At 45.2% G+C, this 24,280-nt stretch carries 18 protein-coding genes; 6 read left to right on the forward strand and 12 right to left on the reverse strand.

The window, feature by feature from the left end:
• Positions 1–48: 48 nt before the first annotated feature.
• The 4 genes from ychF to fni all read right to left on the reverse strand — a co-directional run bounded on the left by ychF (position 49) and on the right by fni (position 4,432).
• Positions 49–1,149 (reverse strand): redox-regulated ATPase YchF, encoded by a 1,101-nt coding sequence (gene ychF / locus NSQ66_RS28580; RefSeq protein ID WP_036681604.1) that lies wholly within the window; start codon positions 1,147–1,149, stop codon positions 49–51.
• Between the two features lie 100 nt (positions 1,150–1,249).
• Positions 1,250–2,617 (reverse strand): S41 family peptidase, encoded by a 1,368-nt coding sequence (locus tag NSQ66_RS28585; RefSeq protein WP_141118436.1) that lies wholly within the window; start codon positions 2,615–2,617, stop codon positions 1,250–1,252.
• Between the two features lie 168 nt (positions 2,618–2,785).
• A complete protein-coding gene (locus NSQ66_RS28590; RefSeq protein WP_235219460.1) occupies positions 2,786–3,256 on the reverse strand; it encodes a GNAT family N-acetyltransferase in 471 nt (156 codons plus the stop codon).
• A 36-nt stretch (positions 3,257–3,292) separates the two neighbouring features.
• Entirely contained in the window at positions 3,293–4,432 is a 1,140-nt protein-coding gene (gene fni / locus NSQ66_RS28595; protein WP_081388014.1) for a type 2 isopentenyl-diphosphate Delta-isomerase, read from the reverse strand.
• A gap of 283 nt (positions 4,433–4,715) precedes the next feature.
• Here fni and NSQ66_RS28600 point away from each other — a divergent pair, with 283 nt between their 5' ends.
• Positions 4,716–6,251 (forward strand): phospholipase D family protein, encoded by a 1,536-nt coding sequence (locus tag NSQ66_RS28600; RefSeq protein ID WP_076140708.1) that lies wholly within the window; start codon positions 4,716–4,718, stop codon positions 6,249–6,251.
• Positions 6,252–6,301: 50 nt separating this feature from the next.
• On the opposite strand, the gene cls is transcribed toward NSQ66_RS28600, so the two are convergent.
• Positions 6,302–7,810, reverse strand: coding sequence for a cardiolipin synthase (gene cls / locus NSQ66_RS28605; RefSeq protein WP_036681607.1), 1,509 nt, complete (start codon positions 7,808–7,810; stop codon positions 6,302–6,304).
• A 227-nt stretch (positions 7,811–8,037) separates the two neighbouring features.
• Between cls and NSQ66_RS28610 the strand changes: the two genes are divergently transcribed.
• Positions 8,038–8,955, forward strand: a complete 918-nt coding sequence (locus tag NSQ66_RS28610) for a TetR/AcrR family transcriptional regulator (RefSeq protein WP_036681609.1) — start codon at positions 8,038–8,040, stop codon at positions 8,953–8,955.
• A 115-nt stretch (positions 8,956–9,070) separates the two neighbouring features.
• Positions 9,071–12,286: an efflux RND transporter permease subunit gene (locus NSQ66_RS28615; RefSeq protein ID WP_076140706.1), complete on the forward strand. Its 3,216-nt coding sequence runs from the start codon at positions 9,071–9,073 to the stop codon at positions 12,284–12,286.
• Positions 12,287–12,946: 660 nt separating this feature from the next.
• Here NSQ66_RS28615 and NSQ66_RS28620 read toward each other — a convergent pair.
• A complete protein-coding gene (locus NSQ66_RS28620) occupies positions 12,947–13,639 on the reverse strand; it encodes a molecular chaperone TorD family protein (protein WP_036681926.1) in 693 nt (230 codons plus the stop codon).
• A 420-nt stretch (positions 13,640–14,059) separates the two neighbouring features.
• On the opposite strand from NSQ66_RS28620, the gene moaA reads away from it, so the two are divergent.
• On the forward strand, positions 14,060–15,061 hold the full coding sequence (moaA, locus tag NSQ66_RS28625) for a GTP 3',8-cyclase MoaA (protein ID WP_076140704.1): 1,002 nt from the start codon (positions 14,060–14,062) through the stop codon (positions 15,059–15,061).
• 263 nt (positions 15,062–15,324) lie between these two features.
• Here moaA and NSQ66_RS28630 read toward each other — a convergent pair whose 3' ends face one another.
• The 3 genes from NSQ66_RS28630 to NSQ66_RS28640 are packed head-to-tail and all read right to left on the reverse strand — an operon-like array spanning position 15,325 to position 18,837.
• Positions 15,325–16,377 (reverse strand): HAMP domain-containing sensor histidine kinase, encoded by a 1,053-nt coding sequence (locus NSQ66_RS28630; RefSeq protein WP_036681931.1) that lies wholly within the window; start codon positions 16,375–16,377, stop codon positions 15,325–15,327.
• Complete coding sequence (locus NSQ66_RS28635) at positions 16,374–17,051, reverse strand: response regulator transcription factor (protein ID WP_036681932.1); 678 nt, start codon at positions 17,049–17,051, stop codon at positions 16,374–16,376. Before NSQ66_RS28635 ends, NSQ66_RS28630 begins: the two co-directional genes overlap by 4 nt.
• Positions 16,981–18,837, reverse strand: a complete 1,857-nt coding sequence (locus NSQ66_RS28640; RefSeq protein ID WP_036681935.1) for an ABC transporter ATP-binding protein — start codon at positions 18,835–18,837, stop codon at positions 16,981–16,983. Before NSQ66_RS28640 ends, NSQ66_RS28635 begins: the two co-directional genes overlap by 71 nt.
• Before the next feature lie 361 nt (positions 18,838–19,198).
• Here NSQ66_RS28640 and NSQ66_RS28645 point away from each other — a divergent pair, with 361 nt between their 5' ends.
• Complete coding sequence (locus NSQ66_RS28645) at positions 19,199–20,434, forward strand: MFS transporter (protein WP_305953522.1); 1,236 nt, start codon at positions 19,199–19,201, stop codon at positions 20,432–20,434.
• A gap of 85 nt (positions 20,435–20,519) precedes the next feature.
• On the opposite strand, the gene NSQ66_RS28650 is transcribed toward NSQ66_RS28645, so the two are convergent.
• On the reverse strand, positions 20,520–22,226 hold the full coding sequence (locus tag NSQ66_RS28650) for a glutamine--tRNA ligase/YqeY domain fusion protein (RefSeq protein ID WP_036682422.1): 1,707 nt from the start codon (positions 22,224–22,226) through the stop codon (positions 20,520–20,522).
• Positions 22,227–22,456: 230 nt separating this feature from the next.
• Here NSQ66_RS28650 and NSQ66_RS28655 point away from each other — a divergent pair, with 230 nt between their 5' ends.
• Positions 22,457–23,005, forward strand: a complete 549-nt coding sequence (locus tag NSQ66_RS28655) for a GNAT family protein (RefSeq protein ID WP_036681941.1) — start codon at positions 22,457–22,459, stop codon at positions 23,003–23,005.
• Positions 23,006–23,094: 89 nt separating this feature from the next.
• Here the strand turns inward: NSQ66_RS28655 and NSQ66_RS28660 are convergent, their stop codons facing one another.
• Together NSQ66_RS28660 and NSQ66_RS28665 are read right to left on the reverse strand one after the other, a co-directional pair.
• A complete protein-coding gene (locus tag NSQ66_RS28660; RefSeq protein WP_081383983.1) occupies positions 23,095–23,739 on the reverse strand; it encodes an MOSC domain-containing protein in 645 nt (214 codons plus the stop codon).
• Positions 23,720–24,250 (reverse strand): GNAT family N-acetyltransferase, encoded by a 531-nt coding sequence (locus NSQ66_RS28665; protein WP_038573668.1) that lies wholly within the window; start codon positions 24,248–24,250, stop codon positions 23,720–23,722. Before NSQ66_RS28665 ends, NSQ66_RS28660 begins: the two co-directional genes overlap by 20 nt.
• Positions 24,251–24,280 lie beyond the last annotated feature (30 nt).

The raw sequence follows: 24,280 nt of genomic DNA on the forward strand, positions 1-24,280 counted from the left end.
TCCCACTGCTCGAGATGACCCCTATATCATTCGTACACTTAAACCTTCTTAAACGTTAAAACGGAAATGCATTACGTCGCCGTCTTGCACCAAATATTCTTTACCTTCAAGACGCAGTTGACCACGTTCCTTCGCACCGTTCATGGAACCAGCTGCCACAAGATCCGCGTAAGCCACTACTTCAGCACGGATAAATCCCCGTTCGAAATCTGTATGAATCACACCGGCAGCTCCAGGTGCTTTGGTGCCGCGACGAATCGTCCACGCCCGAACTTCCTGAACGCCTGCTGTGAAATACGTATACAAGCCAAGCAGTTTATAAGCCGCTTTAATCAACCGGTTAAGCCCGGATTCTTCCAGTCCCAGCTCTTCCAGGAACATAGCTTTATCTTCACCTTCAAGCTCAGCAATTTCTGCTTCCACCTTAGCACTGATCGGAACAACTTCTGCACCTTCAGTAGCTGCAAAATCGCGAACTTGCTGTACATAAGGATTGTCCTCAGCACTTGCCACTTCATCTTCACTTACATTCGCCGCATACAGCACTGGCTTCAATGTTAACAAATGAAGATCACGGATAATAAGCTTCTCGTCATCAGACAATTCTATACTACGTGCAGGTTTATCTTCGTAGAGCACTTCTTTGACGCGTTCTAGCAGCTCAACTTCTTGAGCGTATTTCTTGTCGCCGCCTTTGATATTCTTACGGGAACGCTCAATCCGCTTCTCAATGCTCTCAATATCAGCAAGAATCAACTCCAGATTAATGGTCTGGATGTCGCTGATCGGATTTACCTTTCCATCAACGTGGGTAACGTTCTCATCTTCAAAACAACGAACCACATGCACGATAGCATCTACTTCACGGATATGGGCCAGGAACTTGTTGCCTAGTCCTTCTCCTTTACTGGCACCACGCACGAGACCAGCAATATCAACAAATTCAAAAGCAGTAGGTACGGTCTTGTTCGGCTGTACCAGCTCAGTCAGTTTATCAAGACGTTCGTCTGGAACTTCAACAACACCAACGTTAGGGTCAATGGTACAAAAAGGGTAGTTAGCGGATTCTGCTCCCGCTTGCGTTATCGCATTAAACAATGTGGATTTTCCTACGTTAGGAAGACCGACGATTCCAGCTTTCAAAGCCATTTATATGACAACTCCTATTTTCAGCTAAATTGATCATCCGAATAAGCTACACGATCTAAACCATTATATATTAGAACATATTCGCCAGCAACACCGGATGTCAAGCAGATGTGTCCGAACGCGCAAGCTCTAATACCTTTTTTATCGCCGGCTGGTCCAGTAATGGCTTAGATTTATCCGGATCAACCTCCACATCAGGCACAGTCTTTACCTCTTCATTACAACTTCCATCAGAATTCAGACCCATTTCAAAGGATAACCTGAAGAGATAACCGCTATTAGGCAATGCAACAACAAGCGGATCTATCCCTAGTCCATCCCCACCTGTCCTGCCGCCTACAACCGTTGCAAACCCGGTGCCTTTTGCAAAGGCTGCAAGACCTTCCGATGATGAATACACAGAGCTATCTACCAGCAAATAGATTTTTCCTTTAAATCCAACAGATTTATTAGGGGTTACTACATCATTTGTTTTTCTATATGTCTTAAACATCTTTAAAGCTTCGGTTGGCAGCTTGGGCAGTTGCTCATCTTTGATGCCAGCAATAGGTTGTTGCCCCTTTGTAATCTGACGTGCTTGCATAAAGGTCTCCGCATATTTGCCTCTTGTATAAAGTAAGTATGTATTGTATTCGATAGGTTTATTGATCAACATAGGGACAAGATGAATTCTCCAGTAACCGCTGTTTCCTCCGCCATTTCCACGGATATCTAATATTAATGTCTTATAGTCCTTTACCTCTATTAAAAAATCATGGATCTCGGAGCTGTCCATCTCCATGAGACTCCCGTCAAAGCTTTGCATGCCGAGATAAGCGATTCGATCGGGCTCTATAATGACTTTTTTTACATTCCCAGAAGTCTTTTTTGTTACATCTCCTACTCCATCTCCACCATTATGCATATCGTTATTGATATCATTAGAGCTTTGCTGCTCCGCTAAAGGTTTCTGGTTGTAACGGGCCAATACGTTAGGCTGCTGAAACACGTTGACCCAAGGCTCAAAACCAAAACCTAACTGAGCATACGTATGTAGATACCAGGGGTATTCTTCCTTGGATATAAAATTTGTATGCCCATTGTTTAATCTGCTAAGGACAAATCTCATACGTTTCAAAAACTCATCATCCGATTTCACGGCTGCTATTTTATTGCGGTATTCCTCTTTTTTAGCAAGCCAATCCTCTCCATTGAGACGTTTATTCACCTCTAAGAAAGGATAGTTCTCCTCAATAATCTTCCACATGTAATCAAAATCCTCTAGCCTTTGTTCTACCGTCAATGAAGGCAAAGCTATTTCTGATGGTTCTTCAACTACAGCTGAAGAGGCTAGCGGTGCAACCGGACTTGCCTGGACTTGCTCAGACTCAGATTTCTTCTTTCCTGGTAAATCGCCACTGTTGCAGCTGACCAGTAATAGTAATACTACTGCAGAAACAACCACCCACGATACAGTCCTTGGCCTCACCTTAATCCCCCCTTTTCTCTCTTTATGACTTAATCCATTTTCAGGAATTTATTTTTTAATCATATTTTCCTAATCATCCTAAATCAAATATATTTATCACAATTATTTACATAATAATTCAGTAGAACAACAAAAAAGGACCTCTTTCGAGGTCCCCACACTTATGGACTATAGATCTTTAGACATCGTGATGTCAGTTACGATATATCCCATTTTTTTGTATAACTCAAATGCGCGATTGTTCTGGCCGAAGACGTGTAACCCGATTTTGGTAACATTCATCTCCCGGGCTTCTTCATCGAGTGCGATCATAGCCTGCTTGCCATAACCCTTACTCTGGAACGGTTCAAAAACATAAAAATCATAAATGAAAGCCTCGCGGCCGCCTCGGCCTTCACTTACGTTAAACCAGATATAACCAACCTGTTCATCACTGCTTATTTCTACTATAGAATATAGATAAGCACCATCTGTGTGCAGCCCTTTTGGCAAAGAGCGTGTTATGGCTTCCTCAGACAGCTTCATCGCGATCTCCGGATCCCAAGCACCGGCGCTGATCTTATCTTCCGCATAATCCCGGGTAGCTTGACCTAAGAAAAATTGAAAGGCCGACTCATCCATATGGACCAGTTTAATCATAATCTTACTCACTTCCTCGCTTCAATATTTACCATCCTATTTACGTATTAAACGGGAAGTACCACTTAAAGTTGCTAAATCTGGAGCGCCAATACCAAACATTGCTATTTTTAGCTCCAGCTCAACCTGTGCCAATGCAGCATCCAGCGCCTCTTCAGAATCGACAGCCGGCCCTAACAGATTGCGGCCAAAGCCTGCCAGATCAGCTCCAAGTGCCAGTGCTTTCGCTGCATCCACGCCATGTTTTAGTCCGCCGCTGCCAATCAAAGCGCCCTGCGGGGAAACTGCGCGCACCTCTGTGATACAATCAGCTGTTGGAGTACCCCAATCCGCGAAAGCCTCCGCCGCTGCCCGCCGTATAGGATCTACACTGCGGAACTTCTCCACCTGACTCCAGGATGTCCCGCCTGCACCCGCAACATCAATAAAAGCCGCACCTGCATTATAAAGACGTGCAGCTGCATCTCCATCAATGCCCCAGCCTACTTCTTTCACACCTACAGGGACTTCAAGTGCACGGCATACCTTCTCTATCTGGGATAGCAAAGAGGCAAAACCAGTGTTTCCTTCCGGTTGAAAGACCTCTTGCAGCCCATTCAGATGCAGTACAAGAAAATCAGCACCTGCGATATCCACAGCCCGGCGACATTCCTCAATCCCAAAACCATAGGACAGCTGTACAGCACCAATATTGGCGATAACCGGAATATCAGGTGCTTGATCCCGCACATAAAAGGTCGCCGTAAGCTCAGAGCGCTCCACTGCCGCCCGGACCGAGCCTACACCCAGCGCCCAACCACGACGCTGTGCAGCTTTGGCCAACCGGGCGTTAATCGCTCCTGTAGCTGCGCTGCCACCTGTCATCGAGCTGATGAGCAGCGGTGTACGCAGCTTGCGATCCAAAAACGTAGTCTGCAATGATATATCGTCAAAATTCAGCTCTGGAAGAGCATTATGCTGAAATCTGTAATGTTCAAACCCTGTAGTCACACCGACGCCACCTACTTCTTCATTTAGGCAAAGGCGTACATGTTCAATTTTGCGTTCGCCTGTCTTCGATGTAGGCAATAAAGATCTTTTGTCAGAAGCCTCTACAGCCGGCAGGTCCTTGCCATGATCTGCGCCAGACTGCCTAGTCGCATCATATGGCACGGCCTCTTCTGGCGTATGATTCATGCTGCGTTCCTCCTATTCCCAAACTCGATTTATTATAACATATCCCTACAGATGAATTTACAATATGAGGTTAGCGATTACAATTCTCCGGTTTAGTAATCATTAATTTCATAAACTTCGTACTAATCGTTCAAACTCATTATAGCTAGCTGAATGTTATTTATTAATGTTAAGGATATTTGGGCTGCTTCATTTCGCTCCACTAGGTGTTAATAGGTTGGTAATACACCGGAGCATCACAATCCTAAGGAAGTGCTCTGCAATAATTTCAGGAGGAACTTCCATGAATTCAGATCGTCAGCAACCCGTTCACCCCCATAAACCTAAAGATATAAACTACGCTCCCGGTTTAACTACGAAGAAACGTTCCACTTCACGCCGCCGTACACGGGTGTTATGGGCTTTCGTCATTCTACTCCTTTGGTTAACCGGCGTAATGATTTATCAGACGCACAAACCTCTACCCAGCGGTATTTCCTTTGAAAGCCCCATATACAAAACAAATCATGTATCCTTCTGGCACGACTTAACCTATTCGGACGGTACAGCCACGGGCACTCAAGAAAGTCAGATTCTTTCGAGGATTCTACAAATTATCGAGGAGTCCGATGAATTTTTGGTGATTGACCTCTTTCTTTTCAATGATTATACCCATAAAAATCAGTCATTTCCTCCAGTCAGTCGAATGTTGACGGACAAGCTTATTTTACAAAAAACTACTTATCCTGAGATGGAGATCGTCTTCATTACGGATGAGGTTAATACCAATTACAATTCTGCACCTAATCATCTCCTGGAAGAGATGAAGGCTGCAGGGATTAAAGTGATAATGACTGATGTAAATGCTCTACGCGATTCTACGCCTGCTTATTCTGCTGTCTGGCGTACCTTTATTCAATGGTTCGGACAGTCGGGCGAAGGCCGGATTCCGAATCTTATGGCCAGCGGCGGACCGGATATTACTGCTCGTTCTTATATGAAGCTACTCAATGTAAAAGCTAACCACCGTAAGGTGGTTGTTAGTGAGAATAGCGCTCTAATCTCCTCAGGAAATATCCATGATGCCAGCGCCTATCATTCCAATATCGCTCTGGAAGTACAAGGTCCAATTATTGCTGATATTCTCCAGACGGAACAGGCCGCGGTCAATCTTTCGGATGCAGGGCCATTGCTCACTTATGAGCCGGATTTCACCAAGGATAAGGACCAGCACTCTGAAGAATCTATGGAAGTCCGCTATTTAACGGAAGGAAAGGTATATAAATATGCAAGACAAGCCCTCCAATCTGCACAGGAGGGTGACACCATTTGGATGGGTATGTTCTACCTTGCCGATGAGGCAATTCTCGATGAATTGGTAGAAGCTACCGAACGAGGGGCTACGGTAAGATTGATACTGGACCCCAATCAGAACGCCTTCGGCCGTGATAAAATCGGCATTCCTAACCGTCCAGTTGCCATGAACCTGAACAAGCGCACGAACGGAAAAATCTCTATTCGCTGGTACAACACGACCAAAGAACAATATCACTCGAAGCTGCTTTTCATTGCCAAACAGACTGGAAGTTCCATCATTCTTGGCGGTTCCACCAATTTCACGACACGCAATCTGGATGACTACAACCTGGAGAATAATCTGTGGGTATCTGTAAAACAAGATCAGCCTCTTTATGCCCAGATGGAAGCCTACTTCAATCGACTGTGGAATAACGAGGACCATGAGTATACCCTACCTTTTGAGGCTTATCAGGGCGAAGTGACCTGGTTCAAATATATCCTGTTCCGGTTGCAGACCACCTTGGGCTTAACTACTTTTTAAAGCAAAAACCACCGCAGATGAGGCACAACACCCTCTGCGGTGGTTTTTGGTTATAGTAACGGCGACATAAGTCGAGCAGCAGATTCCAGTATACGGATCACCATACGCTTATTCATAAATTCCTCATGCTCAATTAAGCTGGTAGATAATAAATCCCGCTCAAAATCAGCCACAATACGAGCAACACTCTCCGTCTGAATCAGTAATGCATTCACTTCAAAGTTAAGGTGGAAGCTGCGCATATCCATATTGGCCGTACCGATTGTTGCTATTTCACCATCGACGATAAGCAGCTTAGAGTGGATAAATCCCTTTTCATATTCATAAATCTTCACGCCAGCTTCCAGCAACGCCGGGAAATAAGAATGTGAAGCCAGAAAAGGAATCCATTTATCCGGCTTAGCCGGGAATAACAATCGCACATCTAAACCAGAAATAGCGGCTACACGCAGTGCAGTTAAGATGTCCTCATCAGGAATAAAATATGGACTGGCAATCCACACCGATTTCTCGGCAGAAGTGATCATGGAGAAGAAAATGTTTTTGAGCGCACGACGTTCGTTATCCGGTCCGCTAGCAATAATCTGTACGGCTCCATCACCTGTCATAAAGCGAAGTTGTGGAGTGAGGTAGTCTTGCTCCAGTATTTTTTCACCCGTAGTGTGCATCCAATCTTGCAGGAAAATAATTTGCATCGTCCGTACCGCTTCGCCTCTAACCAACATATGTGTGTCACGCCAAAATCCATAAGTCTTACTGCGGCTTAAATATTCATCGCCTACATTGAGACCACCCATGAATCCGACATCTCCGTCGATCACAACAATTTTACGGTGATTCCGGTAATTCACACGGCTGGAAAAAAAGGATGTTGAATTTCCGTAAGAAGCCACCTGAACTCCGGCGTCACTCATTTCCTTCAAAAAAGCTTTGGAAAGCTGAAAACTGCCAACGGCATCATACATAAATCTGACTGCAACACCGGCACGAGCTTTATCGATCAGAATTTGTTTAATGCGTGTTCCAATGTGGTCCGCCCGGAAGATGTAATACTCCATATGAATGTGATGCTTAGCTTGACGGAGCTCCAACAATAACGTACCAAACGTCTCTTCACCATTAGTGAGGATACGAGTTTCTGATGCAAAGGAAATAGGAGTACGTGCTAAAGTCTTGGATAACAGCAACAGTTTTTGGCGCGAGGGATCAAAGACTGACCAATCTTGGTGCGTACGTAAAGCGTCATTCTCAATTCTTTCGTAGGCCATAAGGTCTCTTTGTGCCTTTTTATCATATTTACGGCGTTTGAACACATTTTGCCCAAATAGAAAATAGAAGACCAGTCCCAGCACCGGGATCAACGCAAGCAATAAGATCCATGACATTGTTGTAGAAGGATTACGGTTCTCCATAAAAATAGCCAAGCTAATCGAAATAACTGTCAGAGTGGAGAAGATACTAATAATCGTTCCCGCAGTACTCCCAAAAATGCCGAAACCAAAATAATAAAATGCTATGAATGCCCCAATGATAATTATAGATTGAAGTCCTCTTCTCATACTCTACCTACCTTCTTATTCATACAAGCAACACGAAATTGACACATTTTATATATTACATGAAGAACCCTTTTCTTCCTAGCTAATTACTGTGCAAAAGTCTATTTACGACAAAACTGTAACCCTTCTGTTCCGATATTTGTATTGCCTGGTTGGATGGAATATAATAATTTTGACCAACTAGTCAATTATAGAACCCAGTAGTCAGAAAGGAGGTTAATCCTTTAATGAATGATAAAACTATTGACAAGCAGGAACAAATTATTAAGATCGCCATGCAGTTATTCGCTGTGAAAGGCTCCTCGTCCACATCCATGCAAGAGATCGCTGAATTATGTGGGATTTCGAAGGGCAGTTTGTATCTGGTATTTAAATCAAAAGAAGAACTGGAGCGCAGTATCTTCCTTTATTGTTATCGGATGATTCGTGATCCCTTGTTACGTGAAGAACAGGAAACCCGACGAACACCACGTGAGAAGCTTAGGAATCAGATAGAAATTCTGCTAAGTCACGTGTACGAATTGCGCGAGTTCTTGCAGCGTCAAATTCAGGAGGTTGCGGGCAAAGGATTTGATACTGAAGTCCCGGACTGGCTGCGGAGAAACAACGCTTCCTTCTTAAGATGGTTCCAGGTGAAGATGGAGTTGCTCTATGGAAAAGACGTCGTTCCCTATACCGGAGATTTATGTATGATCGGACATGGTCTCATCAAGTCTTATATTGCGGTTATTTTTCGTAAGGATACGCAGGTACCCATTGCCGATATGGCAGATCATCTAATGAATCTAATGGATATGATTGTGTCTGGCTTACTCACTAGTAAACAGGTTCCACTAATCAACTCTGCTACTTTAGCGAACTGGATGGCGGAGAATGAGGAGAATAAACGAAAGAATCCATTACAGCTCATTAAAGAAATGAAGACTGTGGTCAGTAAATTAAATAGTATAGAATCCGAAGAAGCAGCCGATCTGCTGGAATCGCTCAATATTCTGGAAGGTGAAGTGCTTATACCTCACCCACGAAAAGCAATCATTCAGGGGATGCTGTCCAACCTCCAATCCTGCTCTGAGCTCACAGCAGAATTAGAAGAGCTGAGGAAGCTAATTGCCTCAATTCCGCACAATTCATGTGTATTTCGTTAATTGACTCTAAGAAGAGTTCGGTAGAGAGAAAGTCATGGATAGTGAGTATTATGAATTTTTATAATGGCGCCTTATTTCGTAAAGAAAAGGGCCGAGAGGAGCAGAAACGAAACTTATGAAAAGCTTAATTAATTTCTCGCTCAGGAACAAATTTGCCATTTGGCTTCTGACGATAATTATTGTGTTTGCCGGTTTATATAGCGGACTGACGATGAAGCAAGAAACCTTGCCTAATATTAGTATACCCTATCTTAGCGTAACAACCATTTATCCGGGGGCCGCACCAGAAGGCGTCGTTAATGATGTCAGCAAACCGTTGGAGCAAAAGCTCCGCAATGTGGATGGTGTAAAGACGATCACCTCCACTTCTCTGGAGAATGCCTCCAGTATCCAAATTGAATTCGATTACGGAACAAATCTGGATAATGCTACAGCAGCAGTGCGCGAATCGCTAAATGAGGTCTCATTGCCAGACAATGTGCAGAAGCCTTCCATTTCCCGTTTTAGCCTTAGCTCAATGCCTGTCGTTTCGCTCAGTCTTTCCAATGGAGATACCCAGGACCTTGAGGAATTGACACGTATTGCTGAGAACGATATTCGCCCAGCCCTAGAGGATGTTGAGGGTGTGGCTTCTATTCAAATCTCTGGTCAATACGTCAAAGAAGTATCACTTAAATTCAATCAAGATAAGCTCAGCCAATATGGACTGACTGAAGATACCGTTAAAGGTATCATTCAAGGCTCTTCCCTCCGTGTTCCACTAGGACTATTCGAGATGGACAAGGCTCAAAAAGCAGTTGTCGTGGACGGCAACATCACTACCGTTGAAGATCTTAAAAATGTGACCATACCGGTAATGCCAACTGGCGCTAACGCTGCAGGTGCTGCAGGTGCTGGAGCTACCGGCGCTGGTGCTGCTAACGGAGCTGCTGGTGCAGGTGCTGGAGCTACCGGCGCTGGTGCTGCTAACGGAGCTGCTGGTGCAGGTGCTGGAAATGCTGCTCCTGGCGGAGCTGCAAGTATGGGACTTCCAACCGTGAAGCTCGGAGAGTTGGCCACGATTGAGGTTGTGGGGAATTCCGAATCCATCTCCCGTACAAATGGTAAAGAATCGATCGGTATTCAGATTGTCAAAGCCAATGATGCCAACACTGTTGATGTTGTAAATGGCGTTAAAGACAAAACTGAAGAATTAAAAGCACAATATAAAGGCATTGACCTTACTGTTCTGCTTGACCAAGGTAAGCCCATTGAGGACTCCGTAAATACGATGTTGTCCAAAGCTGTGTTTGGTGCCTTATTCGCAGTAATTATCATTTTGGTGTTCCTGCGGAATATTCGTTCGACGATTATTTCTATCATCTCTATTCCATTATCCCTGCTGATTGCAGTGCTGTGTCTGCGGCAGATGGACATTACGCTTAATATGATGACACTTGGAGCGATGACGGTCGCGATCGGGCGGGTAGTCGATGACTCGATTGTAGTTATAGAGAACATATATCGACGGCTCTCCTTATCTGGTGAGAAACTGAAGGGCAGAGAATTAATCAGTGCAGCCACGCGTGAAATGTTCGTGCCTATCATGTCCTCTACAATTGTAACCATCGCGGTTTTCTTACCACTTGCTTTGGTTAGTGGTATGGTTGGTGAGCTGTTCTTGCCTTTCGCTCTAACCATGGTCTTCGCCCTGCTCGCTTCATTAGTAGTTGCGATTACCCTAGTTCCTGCAATGGCTCACTCGTTGTTCCGTAATGGATTGAAACGTAAAAAAACTCACAGCGAGAAACCAGACAAACTTTCTGCTGGTTATCAAAAGATTCTGAACTGGTGTCTTTCTCATAAACTCGTTACGTTTGGAGTTGCCGTTCTTCTCCTTGCGGGCAGCTTATTCTTAATCAAGCCTATTGGTGTAAGCTTCATGCCATCCCAAGAGGATAAAACTGTAATGCTTACTTATTCACCAAAGGCTGGACAACGGATTGAGGAAGTTCAAGAACAAGGTCTGAAAGCTGAAAAATACATTTTAGCGCAGAAGCATATAGACAAAATGCAATATTCCATCGGCGGTGGAGGCCCGATGGGTATGGGTGGATCCAGCAATTCAGGACTATTTTTCATCGTTTATGATAGTGATACTCCTGATTTCGAAGCTGTTAAAGAGAAGCTTATTGAAGGTTTGACCGCAGAAGTGCCAGATGGTGTATGGGGTGACATGTCCGCTCTGATGAGTGGAGGCATGGGTGGAAGCACTCTGACCGTGAATGTATTCGGAGATGAACTGGATCAGCTGAAGCCAGTCGCGGATGAGATTGCCTCAATCGTACAGGCTGACACCACTAATTTCAAAGACGCAGAAACAAGTCTCAAGGAAGCTTACGATCAATATACGATTGTAGCGGATCAACAGAAGCTTAGCTCCCTTGGACTTACAGCCGGACAAATTGCGATGAAGCTGAGTCCAGCAGGCACACGTCCAGTGCTCACAGAAGTAGAATTGGACGGCAAGAACTACAAAGTCTATATCGAAACAGATAAAGAAACGTATAAGAGCATTAAAGAAATGGAAGAGGCTACTTTGACTTCGCCACTAGGCATTTCCGTGCCAATCGGGCAAGTCGCTAAAATTGAAAATGGCTCCTCCCCTGACTCGATTACTCGTATGGACGGTAAAATGAAGGTAGATGTTACTGCCGAAATTATTTCGAGTGACGTGAATAGCGCTTCGAACAGCGTGAAAGAAAAAGTAGATGCTATGGAATTGCCTGATGGTGTAACTGTTACCTTCGGCGGTGTAACCGAGCAGATCAATGATACGTTTGGTCAATTAGGAATTGCTATGGCGGCCGCTATTGCCATCGTATACTTCGTGCTTGTGGTTACATTTGGCGGTGGATTAGCACCATTCGCTATCCTGTTCTCACTTCCTTTCACAGTGATCGGGGTACTCGTTGCCCTTCTCATCGCTGGAGAAACCTTAAACGTGTCCTCGCTCATGGGTGCGCTGATGTTGATTGGTATCGTAGTAACGAATGCGATTGTCCTTATCGACCGCGTTATTCATAAGGAAAAAGAAGGCCTCACTACGCGTCAAGCCTTGCTTGAAGCAGGTGGCACACGTTTACGTCCAATCCTGATGACTGCCCTTGCAACGATTGGTGCATTGCTGCCATTGGTTACTGGACTTGAAAACAGTGCAGGAATTATCTCTAAGGGGCTCGGCGTGACCGTAATCGGTGGTTTGGTCAGTTCCACGCTGCTGACACTTGTAGTAGTGCCAGTCGTGTATGAATTCCTGATGAAATTCCGCAGCAAAAAGGTAATTGATTAGAACACCTGATGTGACCAAGTAAATTAGATTTAAACAAGAGGCTGTCTCCAAAGTAGTGAATTCTACTTATGAGGCAGCTTCTTTTTTTAGAAAATAGGCTGTACAGCGGATTCCTCCTTTGCCCAATAGACTGTGTGCTGTGCCAATTGTTCATCACTATTAGGTTGGGTGGTGGATGATGTGCGTTTGTGCGTGGGGAGGCTAATGTACCGTGAACGTTTGCGATATGCGGTATACGCGGGTGATCTGCGTGGGTCGTTTGGACGGCGTACATTTGTATTTACTGCATTCTGTGTTTGGGCGATGCGCGGAGTGGATCTTAAACTAATTAGGGAAAAACTCCCTGAAAAAAGCTAATATTTTCTCTAAATGAACGAAATTAGGGATTTCCTCCCTGATAATAAGGGGGATTTCTTTAATTACCACCGAATCAGCTATATTTTAGGGAGGTTTTCCCTAATTATTAGTCTGATGACTGAAAATCCCAGAATTTCAGGGAGAAATTCCCCAATTATTCTATCGGCGCTTGAGTTGGGCAACAATAAGACGCTTCGGTTGGTACTTCAATTACTACTTCAGTTGGTGCTTCACACAACGATTCTTTTCCCCATGCTCAGCATGCAAAAGCCCGCCCTAATGGATAGGTCGGGCTTTCTAATATTAAATGCTTGTAGCTGCACTGCTCTCCAATGAAGCTCTCCAGGAACGAAGCATTTGCAGATCAAGTGGCAGAAACTCCTCAAGCATATGAGAGAGGCCTAGATATAGCGGACTATCTGTTGCTGCATTTAGTTTCTGACAGAACTGCGGTGTCCATTGAAGTAGATGCTTTTCCAAAAAGGACTCCTGAATATCAAGCAGCTCCATAGCACTTCTTATTGAAAAACTATTGTAAAGCATACGCTCATGCATGACTGCCATAAATTCGAGCTCAATAGCAATATGATCATCGGCTTCACCATTACACTTATTGAATACAATTCCAGCGGAGGTGTACACATCTGCAAGCACGTTGCAGAAATCCTCCGAACGACCTAAAATCGCTGCTTCGCGCAATTTAAAAGAACTAACGGACTGTTCTTGCATAAGCCGTTTATATTCTTTGCTCTCTTTCTCGCATATCATTGGCAGCTTGTTCGGTTCCTGACTCAAATAGCGCTTCAGCTCCCGACCGCCTTCTGTCATCTCTGCCGCTACACTCATCTGGCGATGGCGGCTCCATTGAGCCACTAGAGAGAGTGATGGTTTTCTACCCAAAAAATCCACTAAAAGCTGATATATTAATCCCCGACTTTCCAACCAACGGCTAAAAGCCTCCGGAACGGTGAGCGATGGAACAGTATGTGTACTCATTTTGCAAATCCTCCTCAATGGTTTCCCGGTCACTCTCCGTCACACACATTACCGACGTGCGGTTTCCGGTATCCTATCTGTTTTCGCAAAAGTGAACGTTAAAACTAATCCGCACCTAGATTATATCGGAAATTAAAAGCGCTTTCCGTGAGCATTCTATGTCTAAAAACTTTATTTGTCGTACTTTTGTCACACTTTTCGTTGTTCAATATGCGTTATCTTCTTATCTAGTTTGTCCAGTTTTATGTAATGAAACCCTGTCGTCCAGAACTTTGCTCATTGACGTGAATCCAAGCAATCTTTAAAATTCTAAACAAGTATAAACATCTTCGCGTTCTATCCTGTTAGTGACGTTAGGCGTTTATACGAGAAAATTCAAGAGCAATTTATCAGCCAGATTTAAAGGAAGGGAGCAACGCCATGGAGCCGCTGACGGACCCTTTTGGACGTTTACACGATTACATCCGCATTTCGGTTACCGACCGCTGCAACCTGCGTTGCATCTATTGTATGCCAGCGGAAGGGATGCAATTCCAACCGCAGGACGAGATTCTAAGTTACGAGGAAATTACCGCAGTCGTTAAGTCGCTAGCCCCTCTTGGATTACGTAAAGTACGACTAACTGGCGGAGAACCTCTTGTCCGCAAAGATCTGGAAAAGCTTGTTGCGATGATATCCGCGATTCCAGGTATAGAAGATATTTCGCTGACTACAAATGGTTTAATGCTTCCAGCCAAAGCCGCGCTGTTAAAAGAGGCTGGTCTGTCACGGGTAAACATCAGCCTAGACTCTTTACGGCAGGATCGATTTTCTATGATTACTCGTGGCGGTGAAGTCGCCAAGGTATTAAAGGGGGTCGAGGCCGCACAAGCCGCCGGACTTCAACCGATAAAGCTTAACGTTGTATTGATGAAAGGAATTAATGACGACGAAATCAAAGACTTCATCTCCCTTACGCTGGAGAGTCCTCTAAATGTACGCTTTATAGAATACATGCCGATTGGCAGTGCTACTGATGCTTGGCGCCAAACTTATCTGCCTCTGGAAAGGGTTGTAGAAGCTTGTACTGAGGCTGGTTGGGAAACGGAAGCAGCAGAAATGCCCTCCGGGAATGGCCCTTCCCAGAATCGGCGGGTTGTTGGAGCCCCTGGTACATTCGGCCTGATTCATCCGGTGAGCGATCACTTCTGCGATAATTGCAACCGCCTGAGACTTACCGCAGATGGGCACATCAAAGCTTGCCTGTATTGGGCAGATGAATACAATGTCCGTCCTTTAATAAGCGATCCTGCTGCTGTGCAGGCCTTATTCCGGAAAGCGCTGGGCAACAAACCTCATAACCATGAAATGGCCTTAGCTCTGGAGAAAAAAGCACAAAGCCACACGCCGACAGCTCGGCGCATGTCTCAAATTGGTGGATAAACGTCCATCCCGGTATTATAGTTCCTCTTTTAATTTCATAAATACAAAAAACGCCGCTTTCCCACTGAACAATCTGGGAAAGCGGCGTTTGGTTTAAAGCTTAGCGATGAACTATTCAATCACTATTAGAGAGACAGAGCTTCGAGCAGCTTATAAATAGTCGCTCCTGCCTCGGCTCTTGTGGCATTATTCTCAGGACGGAAGGTGTTATCCTCGAATCCACCCAGAATACCAGCTTCAGCTGTTTTTCACATACAGCAAGTTTATTTCTTTCGTACTCGCAAGCTCACCTTAAAGGCGGTTCCTTCCCCCGGACGACTATGTACAGTTACCTTACCTTCATGCAGCTCAACGATTTTTTTAACCAGTGACAGACCCAGTCCACTACCGCCACCACTTGCGGTTCTAGCTTTATCTGCCTTATAGAAACGCTCGAAGATCCGAGGCAGATCTTCCTCCGAGATGCCAATCCCGCTATCTTGAATCTCCACCTCTACCTGCTCATCCACCATGCGAAGGCTAATATGGATGTAACCGTTCTGCGGAGTAAACTTGATGCTGTTATGCAGTAGATTGGTCCAGACCTGGCTCATTAAATCTTTTACAGCAGATACATTCACTTCTTCCAGTTCAGCCTCTACCTCTATATTTTTCTCCAACCACTGTGGTTCAGAAGCCAGAATCGTATCTCTAAGCTGCTTATCCAGGCGGTAAATCTGATTTTCAAACGGAAAATTGCCCGATTCAAGCGCGGACAGCTTCAATAAATTATCACTGAGCCCAGATACACGGGTACTCTCAGCCACGATAATATTAAGGTAGTGCCTCCTGCTCTTCACACTCAAAGTTTCATCTTGCAGCGCAAGAGCAAAGCCGCGGATAGAGGTTAGCGGAGATTGAATTTCATGCGATACATTAGAGATAAAGTCTTGACGCATGGTCTCCATCTGACTCAGTTCGCTGGCCATTACGTTGATGCTCTCTACAATCTCACCAAAATCACCATAGTCCTTAGTATTATCGAGTACCACATTGAAATCACCCTTAGCAATACGCCCTAAACCTTCGATAATTGATTTATAAAAAACACGTTCCCAGCCCCGGAATAACTTGGAGGTTACCAATGCCATCATGAACAAAATCACAATTCCGACCATCACGCCGATTAACTGGGTCAAATACTCCGAAGAGGGGCGTCCAACCCTGCCATATATCCAGTTCATCAAGAAATAAGCTGCACTCCAGCTAATCCCAACGCCACCGAAGTAAATAAAAGTCATCCCAATCCGCTTAAGAAGCTCCTTAAACCGGTTCATGCCTCTGCCTCCAGCCGATAGCCTAATCCGCGGATGGTACGAATAACAAACCCGTATTTATCTGGAGCGAACCGTTCGCGTAAACGGTTGATATGCACATCGAGCGTCCGCTCATTCCCTTCAAAATCATAACCCCATATCTCTTCGATCAGCCTGTCTCTAGTCAATGTCTGCCCCGGATAGCTGCCCAGCTTAAACAACAGCTCAAATTCCTTAAGCGGCAAGGTGACTTCTCCATACTCTGAGGATACCTCGTAGGTTTTACGATTCATTCGCAGCCGGCCGATCCCCACACTTTGTGCAGCAGAGATTTGGTAACGTTTGAGCAGCGCCTTTACTCGCGCAATAAGCACCACTGGCTCAAAGGGTTTGACGAGATAGTCATCACTTCCCAGTTCAAAGCCCTTCACAATTTGGGAGGTCTCACCCTTAGCCGTCAGCATCAATATCGGAAAATCATAAGTTTGGCGCATCTTCCGGCACAGCTCCCAGCCATCCAAATTGGGCATCATCACATCAATAATGGCTAAGTCTATGTTATGGCTCTCCAGAATCTGAAGAGCCTCCAGTCCATCAGAAGCTCCATAGATGTCATCCATCCCCTCAGCTCTCAGAAATACTTCTACCAATTCGCGGATGTGCGGATCGTCGTCCGCTACTAGTATTTTTGTCATGTATCACTGGAGCCTCCTCTTTATTGTCTTGAATCTCAAGGTTATTCATCTGCAGCTGCTGGGTGGCAAATTCACGATACAGCTCATGGTTTTCCAGCAGTTCTTCATGTCTTCCCATCCCGGTAATCTGACCCTTTTCCATAAAAATAATCTGCTCAGCATTTACAACAGTAGCCAAACGGTGCGCAATTACAATCGTAGTCCGGCCCTTCATCAAATTGGACAGTGCTTTCTGTACTACGGCCTCTGATTGGCTATCCAGACTGGAGGTAGCCTCATCAAGCATAAGAATCTTTGGATTCCGCAGCAGCGCTCTAGCAATAGCAATCCGTTGCCGCTGTCCACCTGAGAGCTTCACACCTCTCTCACCAACATCCGTATTATATCCTTCAGGAAGCTCATCGATAAAGCCATCTGCATAAGCCATTGCTGCTGCTGCACGCATCTCCTCCATGCTAACGTCGCGATCCAATCCATAGGTTAAATTCTCAGCAATCGTACCTGCCAATAATGGGCTTTCCTGTGAGACATACCCGATCAGTTTCCGCCATGAGCGTAAAGAGAAGGTTGACACTGGTTTATCACCTAACTTAACCATACCTTTCTGAGGCTCATAGAATCGTTCGAGCAGTGAAAATAATGTAGTCTTGCCGCCCCCGCTCGGTCCAACAATAGCCGTCACCTGACCCGGAAGCATCCGAAAGCTTACATCGGTTAGCACATTCTCACCATTTTTATATCCAAAGCTTAGATCTTCTACCGAGATAGGACCTTCTGCACCGTTCGCCTCTTCCTGGCCCTCATATACCTCCTCTTCTGCTGCCAGGGTTTCAATAATGCGCTCTGATGCCCCTTTAGCCTTCTGAATCTGTGTAAAGAACGTGGTCAATTGAGTAAGCGGCATAATAATCTGAATGAGATACAGGATAAAGGCTACCAGCTCTCCAGCTGTCAAAGCCCCGGAAGATACCTGCATTCCGCCATAACCGATAATGACCACAAGTAACATCATAAAAACAAAAGAGACAAGTGGACTGATCATAGCGCTGATTTTGCCTTCACGAATACCAAAGGAGAGCAGGTTCATAATTCCGGTTTTGCCTGCTTCGTACTCTTTTTTCTCTGCACCCGAGGATTTGACCAGACGGATTTCTGACAATACACCACTAAGTGTCGCGGTAAAAGAGGCTGTTTCGTCCTGCATGCCTTTGGAGATTTTGTACATCTGCCGTCCAAGCGGCACCAGAATCAACGCAGATAGTGGAAGAACGGTGAATAGAACAAGCGTCATTTTCCAATTTAAAAATAACAGCACAGCAATGGAGCCCACAATGGAGATCACTCCGGTAAATAAGCTGGCCAGATGTTCAGAAATCAGCGTTTTGATGATCCCTGTATCATTCGTCATCCGGCTGACGCTTTCTCCTGTTCGATTATCATTGTAATAAGCTACTGGCAATACTAAAAATTTACGCCATAACCGGTCACGTAGACCTGCAACCATCTTCTGGCCCACGTAATTCAGCAGATAGATGGAAATTCCCCCGGCGATCGTCTGCGCGATAAAAGCACCCGCTATACCCGCAATTTGCAGCTTGCTGACGGAGGCCAAAGAAAAGCCATCCACCAGATTTTTGGTGAACATTGGGATCACCAGACTAACCAATGTCGAGATCATGCTTAGTGCAATGGCTATTGCCAATAAGCCGTATGAAGGCTTGGTCTCTTTTAATAATGTGAGGAATGGCTTCAGCGCCGTTTTCCCCTTAGCTTCGGATTTTCTCATGCAAAAACTCCCCTTTTCTTGGTGACTCTGCGAGAAGAGTGTATCATCTCTGTTTCGCTTAACCCCATCCTAGCCCTGAATTGTAAACTGAAGTTAAACCCGTTGATCCGCTTTTGTACGACGTAGATAGGGTAATCCTCAGGCATATTCCTAGTAAGGAGGAGCGATCTCTTAACATTTCTGCCACCTGCAAACTTGTTATATGCGATTTTTGTCACTTAGCGGATCAAATTTAAATAAACGTTAAAAAAATGTAAAAAAGTAAAAAAGGAAGTTTGTATCCCTTTTCAACACGTGTTACAGTGATAGAAGGGCCTAATATTGGTCAGTATATCCATGCAAGACATCTAGTGGGAAAGGAGTGACGCATTTGCGGAAAGGCGTTAACTATCCATCTTCTTTCACGTCTTTAAAATGGTTCAATTTTTTTGTATACGGAACCATGGTCCTCTTCTCCAGCTTCTTTCAACTATACCTGCTGGATGTAGGGATGAACAAATTAGAGATCGGTGCCGTATTCTCTATGGGTGCGCTAGTATCCATCTTTGCAAATCCATTCTGGGCGATCTGGACTGACCGATACCAGAATATCCGGCGAATCGTTTTGCTTATGTTAATCGGAACGTTAGTGTTATCCCAGCTTATGTTTCGGGCAAATACATATGAGATGATCTACATCTCCATTCTTTTGTTCTATTTCTTCCAAGGACCGTTATTTGCTCAGAGCAATACGATGATTCTCAGCTATATTGACGGAACTAACTATCGCTTCCGTTCTTTTCGGCTTTGGGGTTCATTGGGGTGGGCACTAATTGCAATTGCCGCCGGATTGGTCCTTGACTGGGCTGGTGTATCTATCTTGTCCTATCTGTTTGCAGGCTTACTATGTGCATCAATGTTATCCATTCTTGCATTACCGAAACTTAACCATACCATTGGCATGGCTCCCATGCCTTATAGAGGCTTCAGCAAGCTAATTTATAATCCCTTTTTCTTGTGTTTCATATTGTTTGGTATCCTAGTTTCCATACCGAACACCATGAACACTACATTCATGTCTTTGTATATTACGGATCTAGGCGGCTCCAAGGGAATGATTGGTCTCGCAGTATTCCTCTCCTCTATTTTGGAAGTGGGTGTATTTGTTCTCTGCGACCGATTCCTTAAACGTAAAATATCTGTTCTGCTCGGCTGGCTTGCGCTGGTTAGCGCTTTATTCGTACTACGATGGTGGTTCATGGCGGACGCGACTACAGCCCTCCAAGTAGTGCTCATTCAAATTTTACACTGCATAACATTTGGTGGTTTCTTCTATGTAGGCACTCAACTGACCATGCTTCTTATTCCAAGACCTTACCGTGCTTCAGGACAAGCACTCTACACACTGACTTGGAGCGGTATAGCCGGTATTGTTGGAGGAGTTCTCGGCGGGTGGATGTATCAGAATCTAGGTGCACAGAGCATGTATCAAGCGGGTGTCTTCTTGACACTGTTTGGAACGCTAGGCTTTACTTTCATGTGGCTCTTTGTAAACCGTGGAGGCTACCGGCCCCCTACAGAGGATGAGGAAGAACTCTCTCACATCGAAATATTATAAGCGAAAATATAAAAAACAGGCTCAAACGTACCTAAACGGGACGTTTGAGCCTGTTTTATTATAAAGAACCTGAACGAATCAAGTGTTAGCCTTGTTTTGGAGGCTGAAATGAACTCTTCAGTGAAACGATAAGATTGAATACGAGATGCCCAGGCGCCGAATATTTGCTATCTACATTAAAATAGCCATGACGGAAAAACTGGAATTTATCCTGAGCCACACTGTCCTTAAGTGCGGGTTCCACAAAACCTTGTAAGATTTCAATGGATTTAGGATTAAGCTGATCCAAGAAGCTAGGCTCCGCTTTCTCTACCGTGGAATCCAGACCTTCAACTTCTGCAGCTTCATCTACTTCTTCAGCAGAAATCAGTGGCTCGTATAAACGGAATTCTGCAGGCACAGCTTGACTAGCTTCTACCCAGTGCAGAGTACCTTTTACCTTGCGGCCTGTAAATCCACTGCCACTCTTTGTTTCCGGATCATACGTACAATGCAGTTCAACAACCTCGCCATTCTCATCTTTAATGACTTCATTACATTTGATGAAATAAGCATGCTTCAGGCGTACTTCATTGCCGGGGAACAAGCGGAAATATTTATTGGGCGGATTCTCCATAAAGTCGTCGCGCTCAACATAAATCTCACGAGAGAACGGAATTTGGCGTACGCCCATTTCTTCATTCTCTGTATTATTTTCCGCTTCAAGCCATTCTGTTTGACCTTCCGGATAATTGGTGATAACAACCTTAAGCGGACGAAGTATAGCCATAGTGCGAGGCACAGTTAACTTAAGGTCTTCCCGGATAAAGTGCTCCAGCATTTGCAGGTCCACTAGACCCTGACTCTTGGAGATCCCTGCCTCGAACACGAACTTACGAATCGCTTCCGGCGTATATCCTCTGCGGCGCAGGCCGGAGATCGTTGGCATCCGCGGATCGTCCCAGCCATCCACATGTTTTTCGTCTACCAGCAGCTTTAGCTTACGTTTACTAGTCATGGTTTGAGCGAGATTCAGACGGCCGAATTCATATTGATGCGGAACAGAAGGCATCTCACATTCCGCTACGACCCAATCATAAAATGGGCGTTGATCTTCAAACTCAAGCGAACAAAGGGAGTGAGTCACTCCTTCAATAGCGTCCTCAAGTGGATGAGCGAATGTATACATCGGATAGATGCACCATTTATCCCCTGTATTATGGTGATGCGCATGAGTAATCCGATAGATGACAGGATCACGCAGATTAATATTTGGTGAAGCCATATCGATCTTGGCACGAAGAACCTTCTCACCATCTTTGAATTCCCCTGCCCGCATACGGCGGAACAGATCCAAATTCTCTTCGATGCCGCGCTCACGATGTGGGCTGTTCTGTCCTGGCTCCGTCAGCGTTCCCCGCAATTGGCGAATTTCATCCGCGCTGAGGTCATCTACATAAGCTTTGCCTTTAGTAATTAATAATTCGGCACGTTTGTACATTTCCTCAAAATAATCCGATGCAAAACGCAGCTCTTCCCATTCATAACCCAGCCACTTTACATCTTCCTGAATGGAGTTCACATATTCCGTATCTTCTTTGGCAGGATTCGTGTCGTCAAATCTTAGGTTAGTCTTGCCACCGAACTCGTCCGCCAGTGTAAAGTTAATCCAAATCGCCTTGGCATGTCCGATATGTAAGTAACCGTTCGGCTCCGGCGGAAAGCGTGTGACAACTTCTTTTACTTTACCCGTACGGAGGTCTTCGGTAATAACATTTTTAATAAAATTGGAGGGGGTAGTACGGTTCTCCACAGCTATCAACCTTTCGTTCTGTAGTGTTACACTACTTCTTGTATAAACATGTTTCCTACTAATATACCCGTTAACTGTAGATTGTTCAATAAAAGGGGGCACATGGCCTGGATCAATTTTTAGCATCTTTAGACCTTTTGACTTCTCTGCGGGCGATAGAGTAGCATGATAATCATAAGAAAAAATCCATAATCATACATAAGGCCTTGTGCCGAAAAGGAGGCAACCGCTTGTTTAATTATGTCATCGACGAAGAGCTTATCTTAAAGCCACTCATGCCTGAGCATGCTAGGCACATATTCGCGTTAGTGGAGCGCTCGCGGGAACGACTTAGGCAATGGCTTCCTTGGGTTGATGCCGTTACGGAACAGGATCACACCCTTAATTTCATTAAAAATGCTATAAAACAAGGCACCGACAATGGCGCCTTCACTGCTGGACTTTGGGTCCGCGGCGAGCTCGCCGGTGTCATTGGGTATCACCAGATTGACTGGCATAACCGTTCCGTAGGGATTGGTTATTGGCTTGGTGATGGCTATGAAGGCAAAGGTTATATGACCAGCGCCTGCCGAGTTCTAGTAGACTACGCACTGCTGGAAATGGAGCTGCAGCGGGTAGAAATTCGCTGCGCGACCGCCAACGTAACTAGCCGGGCAATTCCTGAACGGCTTGGTTTTGTGCTCGAAGGTGTGATCAGACAGGCAGAAAAGCTGCCCGATGGCTACGTGAATCACGCCGTATATGGTTTATTGCGTAGTGAGTGGCAGCTGCTCGGCTAAGTTACGTAAGCAAAGTTAAACAAACACACAAGCAGAAATAAACCTGGCTGGCATACGCCCCCAGGTTTATTTTATTGAGCAGACCAAGATTAGATCTCTGGCATACCCAGCTGTTTTCGAAACTTGTTCCGTACTACGGCTGAGAGGGCTTCCAGCTCCACAAGCTCTGCCAGAGCAGCTTCCTCTTGCAGCCCAACCTGCATTAAATGCAGTACATGCGCCACGGAAGCATTGCTGTCTCCGTTTTCTTTTTTGACAATTGCATCGCCGGTTGAAATCATTCCTTCACGAAGTACACGCAAGTAAAATCCGCTATACCTTGTATCCAGAACTTGAGCCGGAAGATCTGCGGGTCCATGCTTTTGTGAGATTTTGAAGCAAGGATATCTTGGCTGGCTAACCTGAAGCAAAGTGGTGCCTATTTCATATACATCGCCAATACACACCTCTGTCTCCAGCAGACCCGTTGTGGTGATATTTTCTCCGAAAGCCGAGTACTCCAGTTTCTTTCCCAGCTGCTGTTCCCAATAAGGATAGTGCTCAATGGGATAGGCGCACACCGCCTTGTCAGGACCTCCATGATGTTTAAGATCTGCCTGACCATCTCCAACAAATCCATTGGTATGCAGCCGAACCGATCCTTCTACAGGCGTTTTATAAATTCCGGTCTCCAAAGGTTTTCCCCGATAATCCACCGTCACCGGCCGACCGACATTAAGCGAGACGATCTCCATATCCATTTCCTCCTGTCAGCATACAGCTCATAAATATCTCATCCACATAACGGCCGCCAAGATAAAACTCCTCCCGCAGACGTCCCTCTTCCACAAAACCGCATTTCCGGTAAAAAGAAATCGCTGATTCATTACAGGATAATACACGCAGGCGAAGCTTACGAATAGCATGCGCCGCAGCATGTTCCTTAATGGCTTCCATGAGCTGCCGGCCGATGCCTAAACGTTGATAGTTCGGATGAACAGCAATATTAACCTCGCACACATGCCGGTTGCTCTCCATTCTACTAGGGCAGCCAAACCCGACATATCCGCATAGCTTGTCATCTTGCAGCGCTACGAGCTGAGAGCCCGGAGGAGCATTCAGCAAGAAATCCTCTTGTGAGCGCCACAACATAGGTCCCGGGCTAGTGTCCTCTGTCCAAATCAGATGGTCCAGATCAATCAGTTCTCGCACGTCTTTAATCTCTGATGGTCTAATAGTTAACCTTGCCTTGTTGATTTGTTTCATAAGATGTACACCCCTTGCCTTGCACCTCTA

The sequence above is a fragment of the Paenibacillus sp. FSL H3-0329 genome, assembly GCF_037963285.1.
Classification (GTDB): Bacteria; Bacillota; Bacilli; order Paenibacillales; family Paenibacillaceae; genus Paenibacillus_AQ; species Paenibacillus_AQ odorifer.

Excerpts from the sequence above, each read along its gene's own strand:
- NSQ66_RS28615 (WP_076140706.1), top strand. The coding sequence starts at position 9,071 with ATGAAAAGCTTAATTAATTTCTCGCTCAGGAACAAATTTGCCATTTGG.
- NSQ66_RS28630 (WP_036681931.1), bottom strand. The coding sequence starts at position 16,377 with ATGAACCGGTTTAAGGAGCTTCTTAAGCGGATTGGGATGACTTTTATT.
- NSQ66_RS28600 (WP_076140708.1), top strand. The coding sequence starts at position 4,716 with ATGAATTCAGATCGTCAGCAACCCGTTCACCCCCATAAACCTAAAGAT.
- NSQ66_RS28610 (WP_036681609.1), top strand. The coding sequence starts at position 8,038 with ATGAATGATAAAACTATTGACAAGCAGGAACAAATTATTAAGATCGCC.
- ychF (WP_036681604.1), bottom strand. The coding sequence starts at position 1,149 with ATGGCTTTGAAAGCTGGAATCGTCGGTCTTCCTAACGTAGGAAAATCC.
- NSQ66_RS28620 (WP_036681926.1), bottom strand. The coding sequence starts at position 13,639 with ATGAGTACACATACTGTTCCATCGCTCACCGTTCCGGAGGCTTTTAGC.
- NSQ66_RS28665 (WP_038573668.1), bottom strand. The coding sequence starts at position 24,250 with ATGAAACAAATCAACAAGGCAAGGTTAACTATTAGACCATCAGAGATT.
- NSQ66_RS28635 (WP_036681932.1), bottom strand. The coding sequence starts at position 17,051 with ATGACAAAAATACTAGTAGCGGACGACGATCCGCACATCCGCGAATTG.
- NSQ66_RS28660 (WP_081383983.1), bottom strand. The coding sequence starts at position 23,739 with ATGGAGATCGTCTCGCTTAATGTCGGTCGGCCGGTGACGGTGGATTAT.
- NSQ66_RS28590 (WP_235219460.1), bottom strand. The coding sequence starts at position 3,256 with ATGATTAAACTGGTCCATATGGATGAGTCGGCCTTTCAATTTTTCTTA.
- fni (WP_081388014.1), bottom strand. The coding sequence starts at position 4,432 with ATGAATCATACGCCAGAAGAGGCCGTGCCATATGATGCGACTAGGCAG.
- cls (WP_036681607.1), bottom strand. The coding sequence starts at position 7,810 with ATGAGAAGAGGACTTCAATCTATAATTATCATTGGGGCATTCATAGCA.
- moaA (WP_076140704.1), top strand. The coding sequence starts at position 14,060 with ATGGAGCCGCTGACGGACCCTTTTGGACGTTTACACGATTACATCCGC.
- NSQ66_RS28640 (WP_036681935.1), bottom strand. The coding sequence starts at position 18,837 with ATGAGAAAATCCGAAGCTAAGGGGAAAACGGCGCTGAAGCCATTCCTC.